Raw genomic sequence first — 18,061 nt, forward strand, 5'->3', positions numbered from 1 at the left:
ACGATCGAACGGTGCCGTGCGTCGTCCTGCGCCCCGAGCCCCCGTGACGGGTGCGGCAGGGCCATCCTCACCCGGGCGCGGCGGCGTGTCCATGGCGCCCTGGACGCGGCGCCGCGCTCCGGGGCGCCCTCCCGCGGCGTGATGGGGTCGTGAGGAATTCATGACGGCCTTGCGCAGGATCGTCACCGGGCCGGACGGCATCCCCCACGACGGACCGTCCCACCGCCCCACCGTTCCCCGCCCGCACCAGCACCGGCACGGTTTCGGCCGCAGGGGTGCGGCCCATCCACCAGAGCACGGAGGAGAACAGATGACCCTCGTCCACCGGCCTCGCCGACGGACGGCGACGGCCGCGGCCGCCGCCACGATCATCATGACCCTGCTGGAGATCGGGGGCATCGGGGCCGGCACCGCCCACGCCGGCACCCGCCCGCCGACGGCGAGCTGCAACCCCGCCGTGGACCAGACCTGGCTGGAAGTGACGTCCCTCCAGGTCGACCCCGTCGTCACCGACTTCCTCGCGGTCTACGTCGCCCCGGGAACCACCGGACAGCGCACCGAGACCCTGAGCCGGGTGGACTCCGTCACCACCGTCGTCAACCGCAGCACCGAGATCAGCGCCTCGGCGAGCGTGCTCTTCGTCAAGATCGAGGCCAAGGTCGGCTTCTCCGTCCAGAAGACCACCTCGACCACCACCAGCACCACCGTCTCGACCACCTGGAACCTCAACCAGCCCGGCTACTACGGCCTCTACCGCGGCACCCGCCGGGTCCAGGGCGAGTACGCCAAGTTCGTCTGCGCCCAGACCGGCCCGACCAGCGGCGTGTGGATCAACGCCTTCCCGGACGGCGGCGGAGGGAGCTTCACCACCTACGAGCTGCCGGAGATCGGCAGCGTCAACTGCGCCCAGACCGAACCGGCCGGCACCCTGCGCCGCACCGCCCAGATCCGGCTCTCCTGCTGACCCGCCCACCCCACACCACGACGGAGGAACCCATGACGAACCCGCTACGGCGCCGGACGACGGGCGCCCTGCGCACGCTCGGCGCCGGCATCCTGGCCGCGCTGGCCGGCGGCACGCTGCTCGCCGCTCCCGCGTCCGCCGACACCCCGCCGAAGTTCGGCTGGTCCGACTGGAACGGCTGGAGCTGCTCGGGGTACTACCGGATCAACACCCCGGCCGGGCAGGTCCTCGACATGAGCCAGGGCGGCACCTTCTTCGACGGAGCGCTCATCCAGTACCCCTGGAACGGCCAGCGCAACCAGCAGTGGGGCCTGTGCCGGTGGCCGGGCGCCCCCGAGGACACCAGCAGCTACGTGCTGCGCAACCGGCAGAACGGCGACTGCATCGGCAGCTACAACAGCGGGAGCGTGGACGCCTCCTGGATCAGCGTGTTCGACTGCTCGGGCTACATCGGCCCCAACCAGAAGTTCTGGAAGACCGTGGACCCGGCCTCCGGCGCCTTCGTCCTCAAGCTGCAGCACTCCGGCAACTGGCTCGCGGTCGCGGAGGCCGCCAACGCCAACTCCATCGTGGCCCAGTACTCCTACCGGGCGACGGCCTTCACCCTGCAGCAGCTGAACCCGTGACCCCCCGCCCGCCGGCCCGGCCACCGGCCGGCGGGCGGCCACGGGGGAGTCAGGGGACGTAGAGGCTCCGGGCGCCGGTGGCGCTCTCGTCGTCACCGGCGCTGATGCGGCCGAGCTCCTCTCCGTCGCAGTCCGGCCCCGAGTAGAGGGTCACGGCCGTGTCGGTGTTGTTGTCGACGATGCTGGAGTCCTCCAGGGGGTAGCAGCCGGAGGGGTCCGTGTAGACCTCCGCGTTGTTGAGGTAGAGGTTTCCGGTGGCCGCGGCGGCCGGGCCGACGGGCAGGACCAGGGCGGCAGCGGCCATCAACGGGACGCCGAGGGCGGCGCGGCAGGTGATTCTCATACCCTGCGCATATCCATTTCGAGCCGGTGCCGTGGCCGGGACGGGCAGGCGTCGCCCTTGGAGGGCGGGCCCGATGGGCCGAATGCCGGACACCCCGCGCCGCCGGCGGCCTCGTACCCGGCGATACCGAGGCCGGTCGGCCGGACGTCCACGGCGGTCACGACGCGGCACGCAACTCAACCCGTAGGGGTGGCTCCGGCATGATCGGGGCCCGGAGCGGGTGCCGGAGCGGGAGACTGCCGATCATGGGGGTCCTTGCACGGCCGCGATTCCACATGCCGTTCCGGTCCAGGCTCAACCCGCACGTCGATCAGGCCCGCGCACACGCCAGGGAGTGGGCCGGGCGGATGGGCATGTTCGACGAGGAGTACCTGGAGTGGCCGGAGCGATGGAGCGAGGACGCGTTCGGCCGGGCGGACTTCCCGCTGTTCGTCGCCCTGACCCACCCGGACGCCGGCGCCCACGAGTTGGAGCTCGTCACGGACTGGCACGTCGCCTTGTGGTTCGTCGACGATCTGTTCCTGCCGCTCGTCCGGCGCGACCACGACCGGGCGTCGGCCGAGGCCCGGGCGGAACGGCTGATGCGGTTCCTGCCGCTGGACGGCCTCCCACGGCCGCTCGTCCCGGACAATCCGGTGGAGCGGGCCTTCGCCGACCTGTGGTCCGGCACGGCCGCGACCATGACCCTGCCCTGGCGCGACCGGTTCGTCGGCAGCGTGCGGCGCTTCCTGGACGGAGTGCTGTGGGAACTCGACCACGTCGACCACGCCGTGACCGACCTGATCGAGTACCTCGGGGCCCGCCGCGACTTCGGCGGCCTGCAGTTCACCGCCGTGCTGATGGAACACGCGGTCGGCGAGCTCCCGCGGCACGTCCACGGCCGCCGCGAGTTCCGCACCGCCCTGGACGCGTTCGTGGACGGCGTCAGCCTGCACAACGACATCGTGTCCTACGACCGGGAGGCCGCCGAGGGCACGGTCGGCAACAACGGCGTGGAGGTGACCCGCAAGGTCCTCGGAACCGACCGGCGCGGCGCCGAAGACATCGTCAACGCCCTGCTGACCGCCAGGGTGCACACCCTCGCCGGGGCCCCCGGGACCGTACCCCCCGACGCGGTGGAATTCGTCGGAGCCCTGCAGGAGGCACTGGCCGGTTCCTACCGGTGGCACGAGCTGACCGGCCGCTTCGGCCGAACGGCCTTCGGAGCCCTCGCGAAGCCCCGCGGGCTGGGCACCTCGGCGGCCTACGCCTTCCGGCCCGCGTCCTCGGCCGGGCCCCGGTCGACGTCGCCGTCGTCGCCGGCCGCGATCCCGTAGTCCTCGCCTACCGGTGGTCCTGCTGTCCCGCCGGCACCGTCGCCGTCTTGCCGGGCGCCCGCGGGCCCAGGAGCTCGCGAGCGCCCGGCAAGAGGGCGGGAAGACCACACGACCCTTCGGACGCGCGTCGGGTCGAGGCCGTGACCCGTGATCGACAAGGTCGTTGGTGATCCTCAGGGCAGGACGGGGGCCACATCCGTGAAGGCCGTCGCAAAGGCGTGCCCCCTTCGCCGGCTGTCCGGTCGAACGCGCACCGGACCACTTCCAGGGAGGTACAAGCATGTTTCCACCACGCGCTGCCACCGGCCCGGTTCGGACCCCTGTGGGGCTGTGAGGCCGAGGCCGCCGTCCTGGCCCTCTGCGACGACCTCGCCGCGGCCCTGACCGGCCCGGTCGCCCCCGCCGCGGCCGCGCGTATCGGCGCCCTGTGCGACCAGGTCGGCCTCCGGGCGGCCGAACCGCATTCCCACTCCGTCCCCTCCCCGCTCGACGCGCCCACCCCCTGCTGAACCGCCGGTCGTCCCCGTACGCCCACGACGTACGCCCGTGACCCGGGTATCCGAACACCCACCCGCGCCCGCCCCGTCCCCGCGAGCAGCCGTCGGCCACGAGCAGGCAGCAGCACCTCCGCAGGAACCCGGACGAACGACCGCACCGTCCCCCGACACCGCACGCCGGCCCCGACCCCGCCCACGTTCCCGCCGCTGCTCGCCCGTCCCGGAGAACTCGACGTCACCGCACCCGAGTCGGCGCGCACGCTGGAGCACGCCGGGCGGTTGGTGTGCGACTTCCACGACGGGATCGACGAGGGCCCGGCCCGCCACGACGGGCCCGATCCCGCGCTCCTCGCCGAGCTGTCCGCCCCGTCCACGGAAGGGCCGAACGATGCGCGGCAGTTGATGTCACCGCACCCCCGGCAGCGACCGGCGGGTCCGGCGCGGGCATCGTCCCGTAGGGCGGGCAGGGACTCCTCGAGGCGGCGTCGGCGGCGTTCGGGCCTGGCGGCAGGCGGGGCAGCCGACGACTGTCCTCGGCCGGGGGCCGCAGACTCACGGTCCGCGGCCGGGCGAGCACCGTCGCACGGTCGGGCGCGGCCCGGAACAGCGTCAGCGGAACGGCGAGCAGGGCGAACCCGCGTCGGCGACTGCCGCGTTCGCTGCTGGAGCTCACCGACGCCGCCACGCAACCCGTCCACGAAGCGGACGAGATGTTCGCGGCCATCGGCGCGCTCCAGGGCGCCCGCCCGGGGCCTCGAGCCCCGGCGGCGATCATGCGCGAAATAATCTTGGAAGGACACCGTCAAGCCGGGTACGATCCGCCGAGTACGAATCCGGGGGACTACACGGAGCTATCGGCTCGAGGTTCTTCTGCCGGGACAGGTGGCAGTGTGCCCGAAGCACGGGTGCCACGTCCTGACCGGCGGCGACCAGAGGTCCGGTTGGCACGCCGTGCGTAATGGGGGATGAGTCATGGCTGAAACCTGGACCGCGATGAGCCATGGGCTTCTCCGGCAGGCCGGCTTCGCACTGGACACACTGGATCCGTTGGCGCACGACCTCAGCGCCGAGCTGTCGGCGGCGCGAGCCGCGACGGACCACGCGGCCGAACTGGCCGACCAACTGGCGAAGATGATCCGCCAGGGTGACGTCGACGGCCGGCAGCGAGCGTTGTCCCGGCTCGGGCTGTTACGCGACCTCGCCGAAGAGGACGCCGCCGGGCTGCCGGCCGAGTTCGCCGAGCCACTGACGGGATATCAGGATGCGCTGCGGGGCCTGAAGAACAGTGTTTCCGCACTAGAGCAGCGGTACGCGGCAGCGCTGGAGGGGTCCCGGCGGTACGTCGCCCGGCTGTTCCGCGAGGACACCGCGCTTCGGCAGGTGCTTCTGCTCTCCAACGAGGCCCACTACCCGCGTTTCGCGTCCTGGCTGGACCGGGACGGCGCGCTGTCCGACCGGACCGGCCGCCGGATGACCGACCTGCTCACGATGTACCTGCAGCGGGTCGCTTCGAAGAACGAGACCACCTCCCACTTCGGGCCGGTGAGTGTGGGCTCCCTCGCGCTCGAAGCGGGCGATCGGGACACGGCGGACGGTCTCACCTGGACGGATGGCCCGATCGAGCGCGTCGCCTTCTTCAGCCACTGGGCGGCGGAGCGCCTCGCGGAGACCTTCAGCGCCGACCCGCGGCTGCGCGGCCGGGTCCGGCCCCGCCTGCGACCGCTGGCCTTCCGGGACGGCGACCGGATCGACCTGTTCGCCTTCCGCACCCGGACCGGCATGCCCGGCGACTGGCGATTCGTGGTGGTGGGCAGCTCCGCCGTGGACGAGGCGGCCGACTGGCTGTGGTGCCACTGCGACGCCCGGCGCACCGTCGACGAACTCCACCGGGAATGGGCGGCGGGCACCGGACGCCCGGGCGCCGAACTGGACGAGGCGCTGAGCCGGGCCGAGGCGGACGGTTGGCTGGTGACGGCGGCGGAGATCCCGATCGGCGCCGTCAGGCCGCTCGACACGCTCAGTGAGCTGGTGGCAGAGGCGGACGGCGACGCCGGTGACCTCCACGCGGCCCTGGAACGCTTCGACCGCTTCCTCGCGGAGTTCCCGCTCGCCGCGGCGGCTGATCGGGCCGCGCTCCTCGCCTCGCTCAAGTCCGACTTCGAGGCGCTGACCGGTGGGGCCGCCGAGCGCCCCGGCGGCACCCACTACGCGGACCGGTCCCTCTTCTACGAGGAGGCGCACGGACCCCAGCGTGACCTGGTCGTCGGCCCGGGCCTCACCGACTTCGTCACCGGCGAGCTGACGCCCGTGTACGGGCTCGTCCTGCTCGCCCCGCGTCTGCGGATGCGGCGGGAGCGCGCGATCCTGACGCGGTGGGCACAGGACCGCTTCGGTATCGGTGTGGACGTCCCGTTGCACCACTTCTACCAGGCGTTCTTCGCCGACCGTCCGGAGCTGGAAGCCGCCTGCGCCGAGGTGGACGACGAGATCGCCGCCGTGGAGCGCGAGCTCAGGAAGGTCCTGCTCCCGGACACGGGCGAGGGCGCGGACCGGCGCGAGGTGCAGGTCGACCGAACGCGCCTCGAGGAGCTGATCGCCCGGCACTCGGGCGATGTGCCGGCCCTGTGCAGCCCCGACGTGATGCTCGCCGCCCGGGACGTCCGGGCCCTGGCCGATGGGGACTTCACGGCTGTGGTCGGGGACTGCCACGCCCTGCGTGACCCGCTCACCCACTCCAGTCTCGCCCCGTTGCTGGCCGCCCGCGCCGACGGCATCGTGGCCGAGGCCCAGCAGCGGTACGAGGAACTGCTGGATCCCGACGAGATCATCGTCGACCTGGCGCGTGCCCACCTCGACAAGACCGGTGCCCAACTGACCTACCCCTGCCCGGACGTCGAGGTGCACGGGCGGTCCGGCAAACCGCGCGACCAGGTCGTCCAGCCCGCACAACTGTCGGTGACGGTGGCGCCCGAGCACCTCGAGCTGCGAGCCCGGGGGGTGTCCGGCCGGCTGCGGCTCAAGTCCCCCTTCGCCGGTGGTCCGGGCATCCGCCACGATCCGCTTTCGGTGTTCGCCTTCCCCCGCCACTTCGGTGGAATCGGCATCCGCACCGACGACCTGGCGCACGTTCCCCGCATTCGCTGCGGCCGGGTGGTCCTGAGGCGTGAGAGCTGGCGGGTGCCCGTCTCCGACCTGCGCCCGTGGTCGCCCGGCGGCCACGCGGTGGCCGCGGACACGGCGGCGCACCTGGGGGCCGTACGGCTGCGCGAGCGGCTCGGGCTGCCCCGGTACTGCTTCGTGAAGATCCCCGGCGAGCCCAAGCCGGTCTTCCTGGACTGGGAGGCGCCCCTGCTGGTGCGCCAGCTCGTCCGGCTCGTCAAGGGCGCCGAGGGGGCGCTGGAATTCAGCGAGATGCTGCCCGGGCCCGACGGGCTCTGGCTGGAGGTGGACGGCCGCCGCCACACCAGCGAGCTGCGCTGCACGGTCTTCTCCCGGACGGACGCGCCCGCGTAGCCCGGCCGTTCCCCGAGCGCGGGCTGACGCGCCCGCCGGCCCGCCCCTCCACCCCCTCCACGCGCGCCCGCGCCTGCCCTCGCCCGCCTGTCGGCAGGGCCCTCGGCAGGCCGCGGTGCCCAGCCCGTACGGGCTCCCACCCTCCCACGAGCCGAGAGGTTCTCTTGATGGCGACCACGGACAGCCCGAGCCCGCCGGCCCGGTACTCCCGTTCCCCCCTCGCGTCGGGCCGACCCCGGTGGTCACTGGCGCCCACCGCGCTCGTCCGCCAGGCCGGCTTCCCGCTCGAACTGCTCTCCGGTCTGGTCGACGAGGGCGCCGACGCCGAGGCACGCGCCCTGTTCGACCGGTACGCCGCACTGCTGGAGGCCGCGGCCGCGGCGAAGGAGGAGCTGAAGCGGCCCCCGGTGGCCGCCGACGAGGCCCTCAGCAGGGCCGTCGGCGACGCGATCGGCAACGCGATCGGCATGCTGCGGCCGCTGACCGAGCCGGACCTGGCCGCGGCCACGCGCGAACTGGGCCCACGGAGCGGTCCGTTGGCCGGTTTCCAGAACCAGGTCACGGAACTGCGGCGGGCCTGCCGGGAGTTCGCCGAGAGTCACGCGCAGCGGATGTGGGAGGGGCGACTGGCCGTCGCCGAGGTCTTCGCCGACGAACGGCTCCGGGACGTCCTGCTGCTGTCGAACGACGCCGCCGCACCCCAGTTCCTGGCCTGGCTGGACGCCTTCGACCCGACGGTGACCGGTCGTCGGCGCGCCCACGCACAGAAGATGACCGACCTGCTCACGATGTACCTCCAGCGAGTCACCACGAAGAACGAGACCCACTCGCACTTCGGACCTCTGAACGTCGCCCGGGTCGCAGGCGGGGGGACACTCGACTGGACCGACGGATCCGCCGTCCTGCGCCGCGCCTACGTCAGCCACTGGGCGGCGGCCCGGCTGGCCAGGAAGCTCGGCGAGGACCCCGCCCTGCGCACGCTCGTCCGGCCCCGCCGGCTGCCGTTCGCCTTCCTCGACCAGGGCGACGGCGCTCACACAGGCGTCGACCTCTACTCGTGCGGCGTGGAGTCGGCCCCGGGTGTCGACTGGCGCTTCGACCGGATCGGACGCGTCGCCGTCGGTCCGGCCCAGGACTGGCTGCTGCGCCGACTCGACGGCGTCCGGACGCTGGAGGAACTGTCCGCCGAGTGGCACGGCAGGTTCGGGGCCTCCGCCGACGGCGACGGCGACGACGGCCCCGGGTTCGACGAGGCGCTCGCCGACCTCGCCGACCGCGGCCTGGCCACCGCCTGGCCGGAGGTACCCGTCGGGGATCCCCGGCCGCTCGCCGCACTGCGCGCGCAGCTCGTCGCCGCCGACGCCGGAGACCACCCCGCGATGGCGTGGACGGCTGAGCTGGAAGCCGCCGTCGCCGCCTTCGCCCAGGCCCCGTACCCCGAACGGCCGACCGCGCTCGCCGCTCTGAAAGCCCGCTTCGAGGAGCTCACGGCCGGCCCGGCGAACCGCTTCGGAGGCCACCACTACGCCGACCGCAGCGTGGTGTGGGAGGAGGCCCACGGCGAGCTCGACGACCTGCGGATCGGCTCGGAACTCGCCGAGGTCCTCAGCGAGGAGCTGGCGTTCGTCTACGAGATCGCGCTCGCGGCCCCCCGCCTGCGGCTGCGCCTGGAGACCGACATCCTCACCCGCTGGTTCCGCGACCGTTTCGGCCCGGACCGCCCCGTTCCGCTGGCCGACTTCTACCGTGCGTTCGTCGAGGACCGCGAGCAACTCGCCCTGCGCTGCTCCGACGTGACGACGGAGGTGGCCCGGCTGCGGGCCACCGTGGCCCGGCAGCTGCTCGGCACGGCCGACCCGGCGGCCCGCGAGATCGTCGTGCCCGACGAGCGGATCGATGAACTCAGGGCCGGTCTCCCCCAGGGGCCCGCCGCCTTCTGCAACCCGGACGTGCTGCTCGCCGCGAGCGGGCCGCAGGCCCTGGCCGCAGGAGAGTTCCAGGTCGTCGTCGGAGAACTGCACGCGGGCCGGGACCTGCTGACCCACAGCAGCCTCTCGGTCCAAGCCGTCGAGCGCGCGCCCCGACTGACCGAGGAGATCGAAGCGCGGTACCGGACCCTCCTGGCCGAGGACGAGATCCTCGTGGACGTGCTGCGCGGCCATCAGGACAAGACCGCCTGCCAGCAATCCTTCCCGGGACCGGACCTGGAGATCCTGGGCCGCTCGCCGAAGGACCGCGCCGATGTCCTGCACCCCTCGGACCTCCACCTGCTCCTGAACGGCCCCCGGCTGGAGCTACGCACCCAAGGGCGACCGGAAAGGATCCGGCTGCTCGCACCCCCCGCCGGCGGCTACACCCTCATGGACGACCCGCTGGCGCCCTTCGCGTTCCCGCGTCTGCACGGCGGCAACGGCCTCGACCTCGGCGAGCTCCCGCACGTTCCGCGCATCCGCCACCGGCGCACCGTCCTGCAGCGCGAACTCTGGCGGATCCCCGCCTCGGAGCTGCGCGGGTGGTCGCCCACCGGCAGTCCGGTGAAGGCCGACGACGCGGCCGAGTACCTCACCGCCTGCCGGCTGCGCGCCCGGTACGGGTGGCCGCGCCGAGTGTTCGCGAAGCTGCCCGGCCAGCCCAAGCCCGTCTACGTGGACTGGGACGCCCCTCTGATCGTCCGGCAGTTCTTCCGGCTGGTGCGCGGGGTCGAGGGAACGGTCGTGATCTCCGAGCTGCTGCCGTCCACCGAGCAGCGCTGGCTGCGGGTGAACGGAGCGTCGTACACGAGCGAGCTGCGCTACGCCGTGTTCGCCCCGAACGACGGCGGAGCAGCCGACGGACAGCCGGCATGACCCGGACCGCGGGTTCCGAGACCGCCTACCGCAGGCTGCTCACGGCCTCGACCATCTCCGCGCTGGGCGATGGCGTCCGGTTCTCGGCCCTGCCGCTGTTGGCCGCGGCCCTGCTCGACTCCCCTTTCGCGGTCAGCCTGGTCACCGCCTCCTCCACCCTGCCCTGGCTGTTGCTCAGCCTCCCGATCGGCGCCCTGGCGGACCGGTGCGACCGGCGTGCGCTGATGGTCGCCGCCGACCTCCTGCGGGCCGGCGCGCTCGCCATCGCCGTGGTCCTGCTGCTGAACGACGCACTGCACCTGTGGTCCCTGGTGGCCGTCGCGTCGGTGCTCGGCATCGGTGAGGTCCTCTTCGACTGCGCCTCGTTCGCCGTGCTGCCCGCACTGGTGACGGCCGAGCGCCTGCCCTCCGCGAACGGGCGGTTGTTCACCTCCCAGACGCTGAGCCGCGACATGGTCGGGCACGTCCTCGGCGGCTGGCTCTTCGGGATCGGCCAGTTCGTGCCGCTGTTGGTGAACACCGTCTCGTTCCTGCTGTCGGCCGGCTTCCTCAGCGCTCTGCCGGCCAGCCGGTCGAGCCGTCCCGACACCCCCCGCAAGCTGCTCCAGGAGATCGCCGAAGGCATCGCCTTCGTCGCCCGCGACCGCCTGATGCGGGCGCTCACGCTCGCGGCGGGACTCGTCAACGCCGTCTACCTCGGGCAGATCGCGATCTTCGTCCTGCTGATCCGGGAGACCTTGCACGTCCCCGCGTCCAGCTACGGCCTGTTCGTCGCCGCCTCCGCGCTCGGAGGGGTGCTGGGCGGCGCGGTCGCGGACCGGGTTACCCGTCGGCTGGGACGCGCCCGCGCGCTCGCCGCCGCCCTCGCGGTGGTCGCCGCCTGCGGCCCCGTCATCGCCGCCACCACCAGCCCATGGGTCGTCGGCGCCGCCAACCTCGCCTCCGGCGCCGCCATCATGGTCTGGAACGTCGTGGCCGTCTCCGTACGCCAATCCCTGGTGCCCGAGCAGATGTTGGGGCGCTCCATCGGCGTCTACCGGCTCTTCGCCTGGGGCACGATGCCGCTCGGCGCCGCCCTCTACGGTCTGCTCGCCGACCTCTGGGGCACGCGCGCCGCGTTCCTCGCCGGCAGCCTCCTGGCGGTGGCGGCCCTGCTGCTGGTCGTCCCCGCCCTGCTGTCCGAGGCCCGGCTCGCCAGGGCCGATCCGGCCGTGCCCGCCGTCGACCAACCGAAGTCATAGCCCTGCGATGAAGGGACAGTCGTGATTGCTGTAGAGAATGAGGCCGCCCTGGTCGGCATGGCGGTGTTCCGTGCCGCCGCCGAGGTGCGCAACCGGACCGTCGTCACCGCGGGCGGGGAGCGCCACCCGGTCTCGCCGGTGTCGGGCGGGTTCGTCGCACTGCGTCCGCGCGGATTCGAGCAGGACCTGACCGCGTCGCTCGGTGCCCTCGGCTGGGGGCGCCCGGTGGCCTTCGTCGGGGACCAGTGGGGGCTGGCAGGGTTCGCCGCCGCGGCCACCGAGTCCGCCCTGCTGGAGGCGCCGTCCGGGGCCGCCCGGACGGGAGTGTCCTTCGTGATGCCCGACGCGTTCCTCGCCCGCAGGAAGTCGGCCATCGAGCGTCGGCTGGAACGATGTCGCACGAAGCCGCGGGGTGCCGTCCAGACCGTCCACGCGGTCGGGGTAGGCCCCTGGACCGTCGCCGACCCCGCAGAGGCCGTCCGGGCGCTCGAAGGCGTCGAGGACATCGTCATGTCGGACTGGACGCACGCCAACACCTTCCCGCTGCTGCCCGACCACGACCGGCTGACCGCACACGTCCTGCCGTACGAGTTCGGCGACTTCGACGCCAACATCCACCACGTCGACGACGCGTTGCGCGGCCTCCACGAGAAGGGGGTCGACCGGGTCGGCCTGCTCATCGAGGGGAATCCGGACACCTACGACGTCCTGGACGGCCTTCCCGTCACCAACCGGGAGATCAGGGTCGCCCCCGGTGTGCCGATCGGCCTGCTCGCCGCCTCCCACAACGCGGATCGCTTCCGCACCGACCCGTTCGCGCGCTCCTTCGCCTACTTCTCGGGCCTGCACAGTCGGCACAAGCTCCCCGCCGAGCAGTTCCTCGGCGAGCTCACCTGCTACCTCGCCGCCGGAATCACCTGCGTGCTGGTCGAGATGTACAAGGGCGACGTCGAACTCGCCCTGCGCGCCGCCCGGCTGAGCGGACGTCCGGCCACCGCCGTGCTGATGAGCGACTACTTCTCCGGCTCGGAGAACACCCTCGTCCTGAACCGGCCCGACGCCGAGGCCGCCCATCACGCCGCCGAGGCCACCCGAGGCGGCCTGTGCACCATGCTCATCACCGACGAGGAACTGCGATGACCTCCGCGCCGCCCCCCGGCCCCGCCCTGCCCGCCGTCCTCTTCGACGCCGCCGACACCCTCGTCGAGCTCGTGCCCGCGATACCCGAGCTGCTCTCCACCGCCTGGCTCGGCCGGGACGGGGCCCCCGACACCACCGCCGTCCGCCAGGCGCTGTGGGCCATCGGCTCCGAAGGCGACTGGCCCGACGACGAACCCGACCCCGAGCGACGACTCGCCATGTGGAGCCGGTTCTGCCGCGAGGCGCTGCGCAGGGCCGGGGGCAACGCCTCGGCCGAGGCGGCCGAGCGCGCGGCCCGGCACATCCTCGACCCGGCCCGGTACCGTGCCTACCCCGACGCCGTACCGTGCCTGCGGGCCCTGCGCGCGGCCGGCCACCCGCTCGCCCTGGTCTCCAACTTCGACCGGTGGCTGCGCGACATCCTCGACGGCACCGGCCTCACGGGGCTCTTCGACACCGTCGTCATCAGCAGCGAGGTCGGGTTGGAGAAGCCCGGACCGGAGATCTTCGTCCTCGCCTGCGAACGGCTCGGCCGTCCACCGGGGGAGTGCGTCTTCGTCGGCGACTCGGTCGTCATCGACGTCGAGGGAGCCCAGAGGGCGGGTCTGCATCCAGTCCTGCTCGACCGCTACGCTCGCTTCCCCGGCTTCACGGGCCCCCGCGTCACCACCCTGGACGGCTTCGCGGCCCTGGCCACCCATCTCCCGATCCCCGCCGGAAGGACCGCCCAGTGACGACAGACCCCCGACACGGCGAGCCGGACACCCACGAGCTGGACACCCACGAGGTGGCCGTCCGGGTGGCCCGGGAACGCGGGATCGAACTGCGCGGCCTCGCCGGGGAGGGCGTGGACTTCGCCGTCTACCGCGCCCACTGCGCCACCCACGGCGAGGTCGCCCTGCGCGTTCCCCGGCACCGGGTCTACTCCGCGCCCTACGGGCGGGTGGAGGCCGGTGACCTCGTCCGCCAGGAGCACGAGATCGCCGGGCTCCTCGCCCGCCAGGGCCTGCCCACCGCCCCCGCGCTCGAACTGATCACCATGGCGGACGGCCTCGTCGTCTCCCTCGCGGGCTACGTGCGGCACGACGGGCTGACGGTTTCCCCGAAGGAGGTCGGTGCGTTCCTGGCGGCCCTCCACCGGGTGGAGCCACCGTCGATCGAACTCGCCTACCAGGAGCCCGGGGACTTCCCGTCCTTCCTCACCACGCGGCTGGTGACCCGTCACGCGACCCTGCGCGGGTTCGCCCCCGACCTGCCCGAGCTGCCCCATCCCGACGGGATGCGCGCGGTGCTCGAAGCCGAGGAGGGCGAGCCGCGCCTGCTGCACCTGGACGTCCGTCGGCAGAACCTGCTCGGCAGCGGGGGGCGGCTCACCGCCGTCGTCGACTGGTCCAACGCCCTGGTCGGCCCGGTCCTGATGGAGCTGGCCAGGGTCGCCGAGTACGCCAGGCTGGCGGACAACGGCATCGACGCGGACGGCATCCTGGCCGGCTACGCGGACTCGGCCGAGCTGCCCGACCTGTACTCCAGGGCCGCCCTCCTGCACCGGCTCGACACCGTCGTGATGCTGGCGCTGGTCTTCCACTCGGTGGCCCCCGACCCGGCCCGCGCGGCCGATCTGACCGCCCGCGCCCGCCACCTGCTGGAGCGCCTCCGAGGCTGAACCGCCACACGGCCGGCGTCCGACACCGGACACCTTGATCATCCTGTGGGACTGCACCGGCGACCCGAACGAGAAGTTCCAGCTCATCGCCGTACAGGCCTGACCGTAACTCCGGATCAAGAGTGGTGGGGTGACCGTGGCCGGATGCCACGGTCACCCTTCCGGTTTCAGCCGGTTCGGCCGATTCGGCCGTGAGCGGCCCGTGGAACGCGCCGTCGCCCCACCGTCGGCGGCGAGGTACCGCGCGGACGTGAGGTCCCGGGGGATGCCGGATTCGTTGGCGCTGGTGCCAATGGTGATGGCCAAGCCCTTCTGGTTCGTGGCACGGCTGTACATGGCGGTCAGCGGGCTGAGGACCAGCACGACCGGTGCGTTGCGGTCGAGGACGGCCTTCCCGCCACGGATCGTGGGCGGTGCCGGTGACCGCGATCGTCCAAGTCCGGGTGCCCCCGTCGGATCGTCGCGCGCGCAGCCGAGGCAGACGCGCGTGTCGGGCGATGCGACTGCTGCGGGCAGGTGTCACTGCGGCGGCCTGCGAGTCTTGCCGTCACCATGCACTGCGGTGGTGCTGCTCGTACGCCGTCGGGCGTCGCCAACAGCGGCGTTGGCGCTGTCCGCCGGTTCACGGCATCCGGTCGGAGCCGCACCGCCGGGCGGCTCCACGGCGGCGGTGCGCACGACCGCCGCCGTACCCGCCAGTACCCGCCGCGGGTTCAGCCGAACAACTGCCGCCGGCTCAGCACCTCGTCGGCGATCCCGTAGGCGACGGCCTCCTCGGCGGTGAGCACCTTGTCCCGGTCCATGTCCGCGCGCAGCGTCGCCACCTCGTGGCGGGTGTGCCGGGCCAGGACCTCCTCCACCTGCGAGCGGATCCGGACCATCTCCTTGGCCGCGAGGCTGAGGTCGGACACCGTCCCCTGCCGGCCGCCGCTGGCCGGCTGACCGAGCAGGACCCGCGCGTGCTGGAGCACGAAGCGCCGTCCCGGGTCCCCGCCGGCCAGCAGCACCGCCGCCGTCGAGGCCGCCTGGCCGACGCAGAACGTGGAGACCGGCGTCTGCACGAACGTCATGGTGTCGTAGATCGCCATCAGTGAAGTGAACGATCCGCCGGGCGAGTTGAGGTAGATCGAGATCTCGCGCTCCGGGTTCTCCGACTCCAGGTGCAGGAGTTGCGCGATGACCACGTTGGCGACGCCGTCGTCGATCTCGGTGCCGAGGAAGACGATCCGCTCGTTCAGCAGCCGGCTGAAGACGTCGTAGGACCGCTCGCCCTGCGCGGTGCGCTGGACGACGTAGGGAACCGTGTACGAGCCCATGTCACAGCCCCATCCGTCGGCGGGAGGAGGCCGGACGGATGTCGGCGACCGACTCCACCACCCGGTCCACGATCCCGTACTCCCTGGCCTGTTCGGCGGTGAACCAGCGGTCCCGGTCGCCGTCGCGCGCGATCGTCTCCTCGCTCTGCCCGGTGTGCTCGGCGGTGATCCGCTCGATGGCCCGCTTGGTGAACTGGAGGTTCTCCGCCTGGATCTCGATGTCCGCGGCGGTGCCGCCGATGCCGGCCGAGGGCTGGTGCATCATGATCCGCGCGTTCGGCAGCGCGAACCGCTTGCCGGGCGAGCCCACGGCGAGCAGGAACTGGCCCATGCTGGCGGCGAACCCCATCGCCAGCGTGGAGACGTCGTTCGGGATGAGCCGCATGGTGTCGTAGACGGCGAGCCCCGCGCTGACCGACCCGCCGGGGCTGTTGATGTACAGGCCGATGTCGGAGCGCGGGTCCTCCGCCGACAGCAGCAACAGCTGTGCGCACACCCGGTTCGCCGACACGTCGTCGACCTGGGTGCCGAGGAGGACGATCCGTTGGGCGAGCAGCTGCGCCGCGAGGTGGTCGTCGAAAGGGCTGGGCGGGGTGTCGCCCTCCCCCGCGCGGGGCGGGGGCGTGGTGAGTGGAGCCATCTGCTCTCCCTGGTCGGGGCGGAGTTGCCGTCCACTCCACTGTCGACCCGCGAGCGCTCCCCGATGCCGTCCTTCTGCCCGCCGCAGATTCGCCACGGGCAGAGCCGGGAGCCGGGCCCCGGCCCGCGTCAGCGCGGGTAGGTGCGGAACCTCGCCTTGCGCAGGCGGTACCACCGGGCGACCGGATCGCCCGGCCAGTCGTCCGGTCCGTCCTCGGCTCCGTCCTCAGCTCGGTCCTCGTCGAAGCCCTCGGGCACCGCGCGGGCCATCGCGTCGCGCGCCTTGAGCAGGAGGTCCCGGCCTTCCCGCCAGGGCTCGGCGTCCCCGCCTCCCGGCAGTCCGTCCGGGCCCGCCACCAGTTCCGCACCGGCTTCCAGCGCCTCGGCCAGCCTGGCCAGGCTGTCGCGCAGCACGGCCGCGATCTCCCGCGGATCCGGATCGTCCAGCCCGCGGTAGGAACAGTGGTGATCCATCGCGTAGGAGAACACCTGGACGGCGTCGGCCAGTTCGCGGACGGCGTGGTCGCCGACGGGGCGGTCCAGCTCGGAGGTGTCGTTCATGGTGCCCTTCGCTCCCGGCCTGCGCTCAGCCCGAAGGCTACCGACGCACTACCCCGAAGGCACCGGGGTTTCCGGCCGGTGCACCGGCACCGGCAGCCCGGCGCGCGGCGCCCCTCGGCCCGGCAGGCCCGGGAGCCGGCCCAGGGCGATCCCGACGTCGCCGCGGTACGCGGCGAGGCTCCGCTCGGTGCGCCCGCCGGCCGCTGAGCGCGACCCGGCCGCCGTCCGCGGTGAGCAGTGTGCAGGACATCGAGCGGGTGAAGGGGGAGTCCGGTACGGCGGCCTGCCACCAGCAGGTCGGGCCGAAGTCGGCTGGGCCGATCAGGAAACCAACGGCCGCTGGCCCGACGGACCCCCGTTCTGAACCGCCAGGTCGGCCTGCCTGGTGGCCAGGCGAGCGGGCCGACCCCGTCGGCTACGCGCAGGTGTCACGTATATCGGCACACTGAGTCCTGCCGCGGACCGGACGGTTCCGTGGCTTTATCAGCGCTCTGGACTGCAGCCCGGGCAGATGTTGTCGTCGTTGAACTCAAAGTGCACGTCGCTCGGCTGTAGATGGTTGGACCTGCAGACAGTGCACAGGTCCCCGCCGCAGTTTCCGCAGCCCACGTAGCGGCCGCCGGCGTACTCGTAACGCCGCTTCTCAATCCATGGGGCATCACATGTCATACCGGGTCTCCCTTCAGCGAGATCATCTCCGTTCGCCTCGGGTTAACGAGTGCACCCACACGATGGTTGCAGGAGGCAGGACGTACAGCCGCCGAGGGTTCTCCGCGCCTGCGGCAGGCCTTGAGGGTGGCCGGGGCGGCCGGCGGCAGGCCACTCAGCGGCTCCCACTCGCCGCCGACAGCTCCGTCCACCCGCACACCCGCCCGCGGCTGCCGAGCGGATGCCAGATGGGTGCGGACGGTCCGCGCTGGACCAGGTCCTCGATCCGGGCGGCGACGGCCGGGACAGCGGCCGGCATCTCGGCGACGGCCGGGTTCTCCTCGGCGGCCAGCCGCAGGTCCGCCACCGCCGAGCGCACCCCGGGGGCCGCCATGCCGACCAGGACCACCAGTAGCCACGGGAAGGAGCGCCGGCGCCGCTCCCACGCCCGGCCCCGGCCGTCCGGACCCGATCGCTCCCACAGTCGGGCGCAGGCCGCCGGCTGCGCCGCGGTTTCCTCGGTGCCGACCCCGGGGCGGTGCCGTTCGACGCCGGCGCCTGGCGGATCCACTGGACCTGGGGCCCGGGCACCGGCGCTGGCCGCCCCGAGCACGACGGCCAGGGGACGATGCGGTGCTCACCGTGCTGCTCATCGGCCCTCGCTGTTGCCGCCGCCACGCTCGCGCGGCGCCGTTCCGGCGCCCGTGCCGCGGCTCAGGCCTCTGCTGACGGACCCTTTCAAGCACCA

General features: G+C 73.0%; 15 protein-coding genes. 9 read left to right on the forward strand and 6 right to left on the reverse strand.

Features of this window, described 5'->3' with window-relative positions:
* Positions 1–310: 310 nt before the first annotated feature.
* Together ACFCY1_RS24870 and ACFCY1_RS24875 are read left to right on the forward strand one after the other, a co-directional pair.
* Complete coding sequence (locus ACFCY1_RS24870; protein ID WP_375876104.1) at positions 311–964, forward strand: hypothetical protein; 654 nt, start codon at positions 311–313, stop codon at positions 962–964.
* Positions 965–996: 32 nt separating this feature from the next.
* The gene (locus ACFCY1_RS24875) at positions 997–1,590 is read left to right on the forward strand and encodes an RICIN domain-containing protein (protein ID WP_375876105.1); all 594 of its coding nucleotides are present in this window, start codon (positions 997–999) and stop codon (positions 1,588–1,590) included.
* Between the two features lie 49 nt (positions 1,591–1,639).
* On the opposite strand, the gene ACFCY1_RS24880 is transcribed toward ACFCY1_RS24875, so the two are convergent.
* A complete protein-coding gene (locus ACFCY1_RS24880; protein WP_049649250.1) occupies positions 1,640–1,933 on the reverse strand; it encodes a hypothetical protein in 294 nt (97 codons plus the stop codon).
* 347 nt (positions 1,934–2,280) lie between these two features.
* Between ACFCY1_RS24880 and ACFCY1_RS24885 the strand changes: the two genes are divergently transcribed.
* The 7 genes from ACFCY1_RS24885 to ACFCY1_RS24915 all read left to right on the forward strand — a co-directional run bounded on the left by ACFCY1_RS24885 (position 2,281) and on the right by ACFCY1_RS24915 (position 14,149).
* Positions 2,281–3,249: a terpene synthase gene (locus ACFCY1_RS24885; protein WP_375876106.1), complete on the forward strand. Its 969-nt coding sequence runs from the start codon at positions 2,281–2,283 to the stop codon at positions 3,247–3,249.
* Positions 3,250–4,718: 1,469 nt separating this feature from the next.
* Positions 4,719–7,259 carry a lantibiotic dehydratase gene (locus ACFCY1_RS24890; protein ID WP_375876107.1) on the forward strand — a complete coding sequence of 847 codons (2,541 nt, stop codon included), beginning with the start codon at positions 4,719–4,721 and terminating at the stop codon, positions 7,257–7,259.
* 167 nt (positions 7,260–7,426) lie between these two features.
* On the forward strand, positions 7,427–10,105 hold the full coding sequence (locus ACFCY1_RS24895; protein ID WP_375876108.1) for a lantibiotic dehydratase: 2,679 nt from the start codon (positions 7,427–7,429) through the stop codon (positions 10,103–10,105).
* Positions 10,009–11,346: an MFS transporter gene (locus ACFCY1_RS24900; RefSeq protein ID WP_234348177.1), complete on the forward strand. Its 1,338-nt coding sequence runs from the start codon at positions 10,009–10,011 to the stop codon at positions 11,344–11,346. Before ACFCY1_RS24895 ends, ACFCY1_RS24900 begins: the two co-directional genes overlap by 97 nt.
* Positions 11,347–11,367: 21 nt before the next feature.
* Entirely contained in the window at positions 11,368–12,486 is a 1,119-nt protein-coding gene (locus tag ACFCY1_RS24905; protein WP_375876109.1) for a hypothetical protein, read from the forward strand.
* On the forward strand, positions 12,483–13,220 hold the full coding sequence (locus ACFCY1_RS24910; RefSeq protein WP_375876110.1) for an HAD family hydrolase: 738 nt from the start codon (positions 12,483–12,485) through the stop codon (positions 13,218–13,220). Before ACFCY1_RS24905 ends, ACFCY1_RS24910 begins: the two co-directional genes overlap by 4 nt.
* Positions 13,217–14,149, forward strand: coding sequence for a phosphotransferase family protein (locus ACFCY1_RS24915; RefSeq protein WP_049649242.1), 933 nt, complete (start codon positions 13,217–13,219; stop codon positions 14,147–14,149). The genes ACFCY1_RS24910 and ACFCY1_RS24915 overlap by 4 nt, the downstream gene beginning before the upstream one ends.
* A gap of 153 nt (positions 14,150–14,302) precedes the next feature.
* On the opposite strand, the gene ACFCY1_RS24920 is transcribed toward ACFCY1_RS24915, so the two are convergent.
* The 5 genes from ACFCY1_RS24920 to ACFCY1_RS24940 all read right to left on the reverse strand — a co-directional run bounded on the left by ACFCY1_RS24920 (position 14,303) and on the right by ACFCY1_RS24940 (position 17,884).
* Positions 14,303–14,512: a hypothetical protein gene (locus ACFCY1_RS24920; protein ID WP_159028308.1), complete on the reverse strand. Its 210-nt coding sequence runs from the start codon at positions 14,510–14,512 to the stop codon at positions 14,303–14,305.
* A gap of 350 nt (positions 14,513–14,862) precedes the next feature.
* Complete coding sequence (locus tag ACFCY1_RS24925; RefSeq protein ID WP_375876111.1) at positions 14,863–15,465, reverse strand: ClpP family protease; 603 nt, start codon at positions 15,463–15,465, stop codon at positions 14,863–14,865.
* A 1-nt stretch (position 15,466) separates the two neighbouring features.
* A complete protein-coding gene (locus ACFCY1_RS24930; RefSeq protein ID WP_049649240.1) occupies positions 15,467–16,105 on the reverse strand; it encodes an ATP-dependent Clp protease proteolytic subunit in 639 nt (212 codons plus the stop codon).
* A gap of 128 nt (positions 16,106–16,233) precedes the next feature.
* Complete coding sequence (locus tag ACFCY1_RS24935) at positions 16,234–16,665, reverse strand: hypothetical protein (protein ID WP_375876112.1); 432 nt, start codon at positions 16,663–16,665, stop codon at positions 16,234–16,236.
* Between the two features lie 823 nt (positions 16,666–17,488).
* Positions 17,489–17,884: a hypothetical protein gene (locus ACFCY1_RS24940; RefSeq protein ID WP_375876113.1), complete on the reverse strand. Its 396-nt coding sequence runs from the start codon at positions 17,882–17,884 to the stop codon at positions 17,489–17,491.
* Between the last annotated feature and the right edge of the window lie 177 nt (positions 17,885–18,061).

Source organism: Kitasatospora sp. NPDC056273 (assembly GCF_042268845.1).
Taxonomy (GTDB): Bacteria; Actinomycetota; Actinomycetes; order Streptomycetales; family Streptomycetaceae; genus Kitasatospora.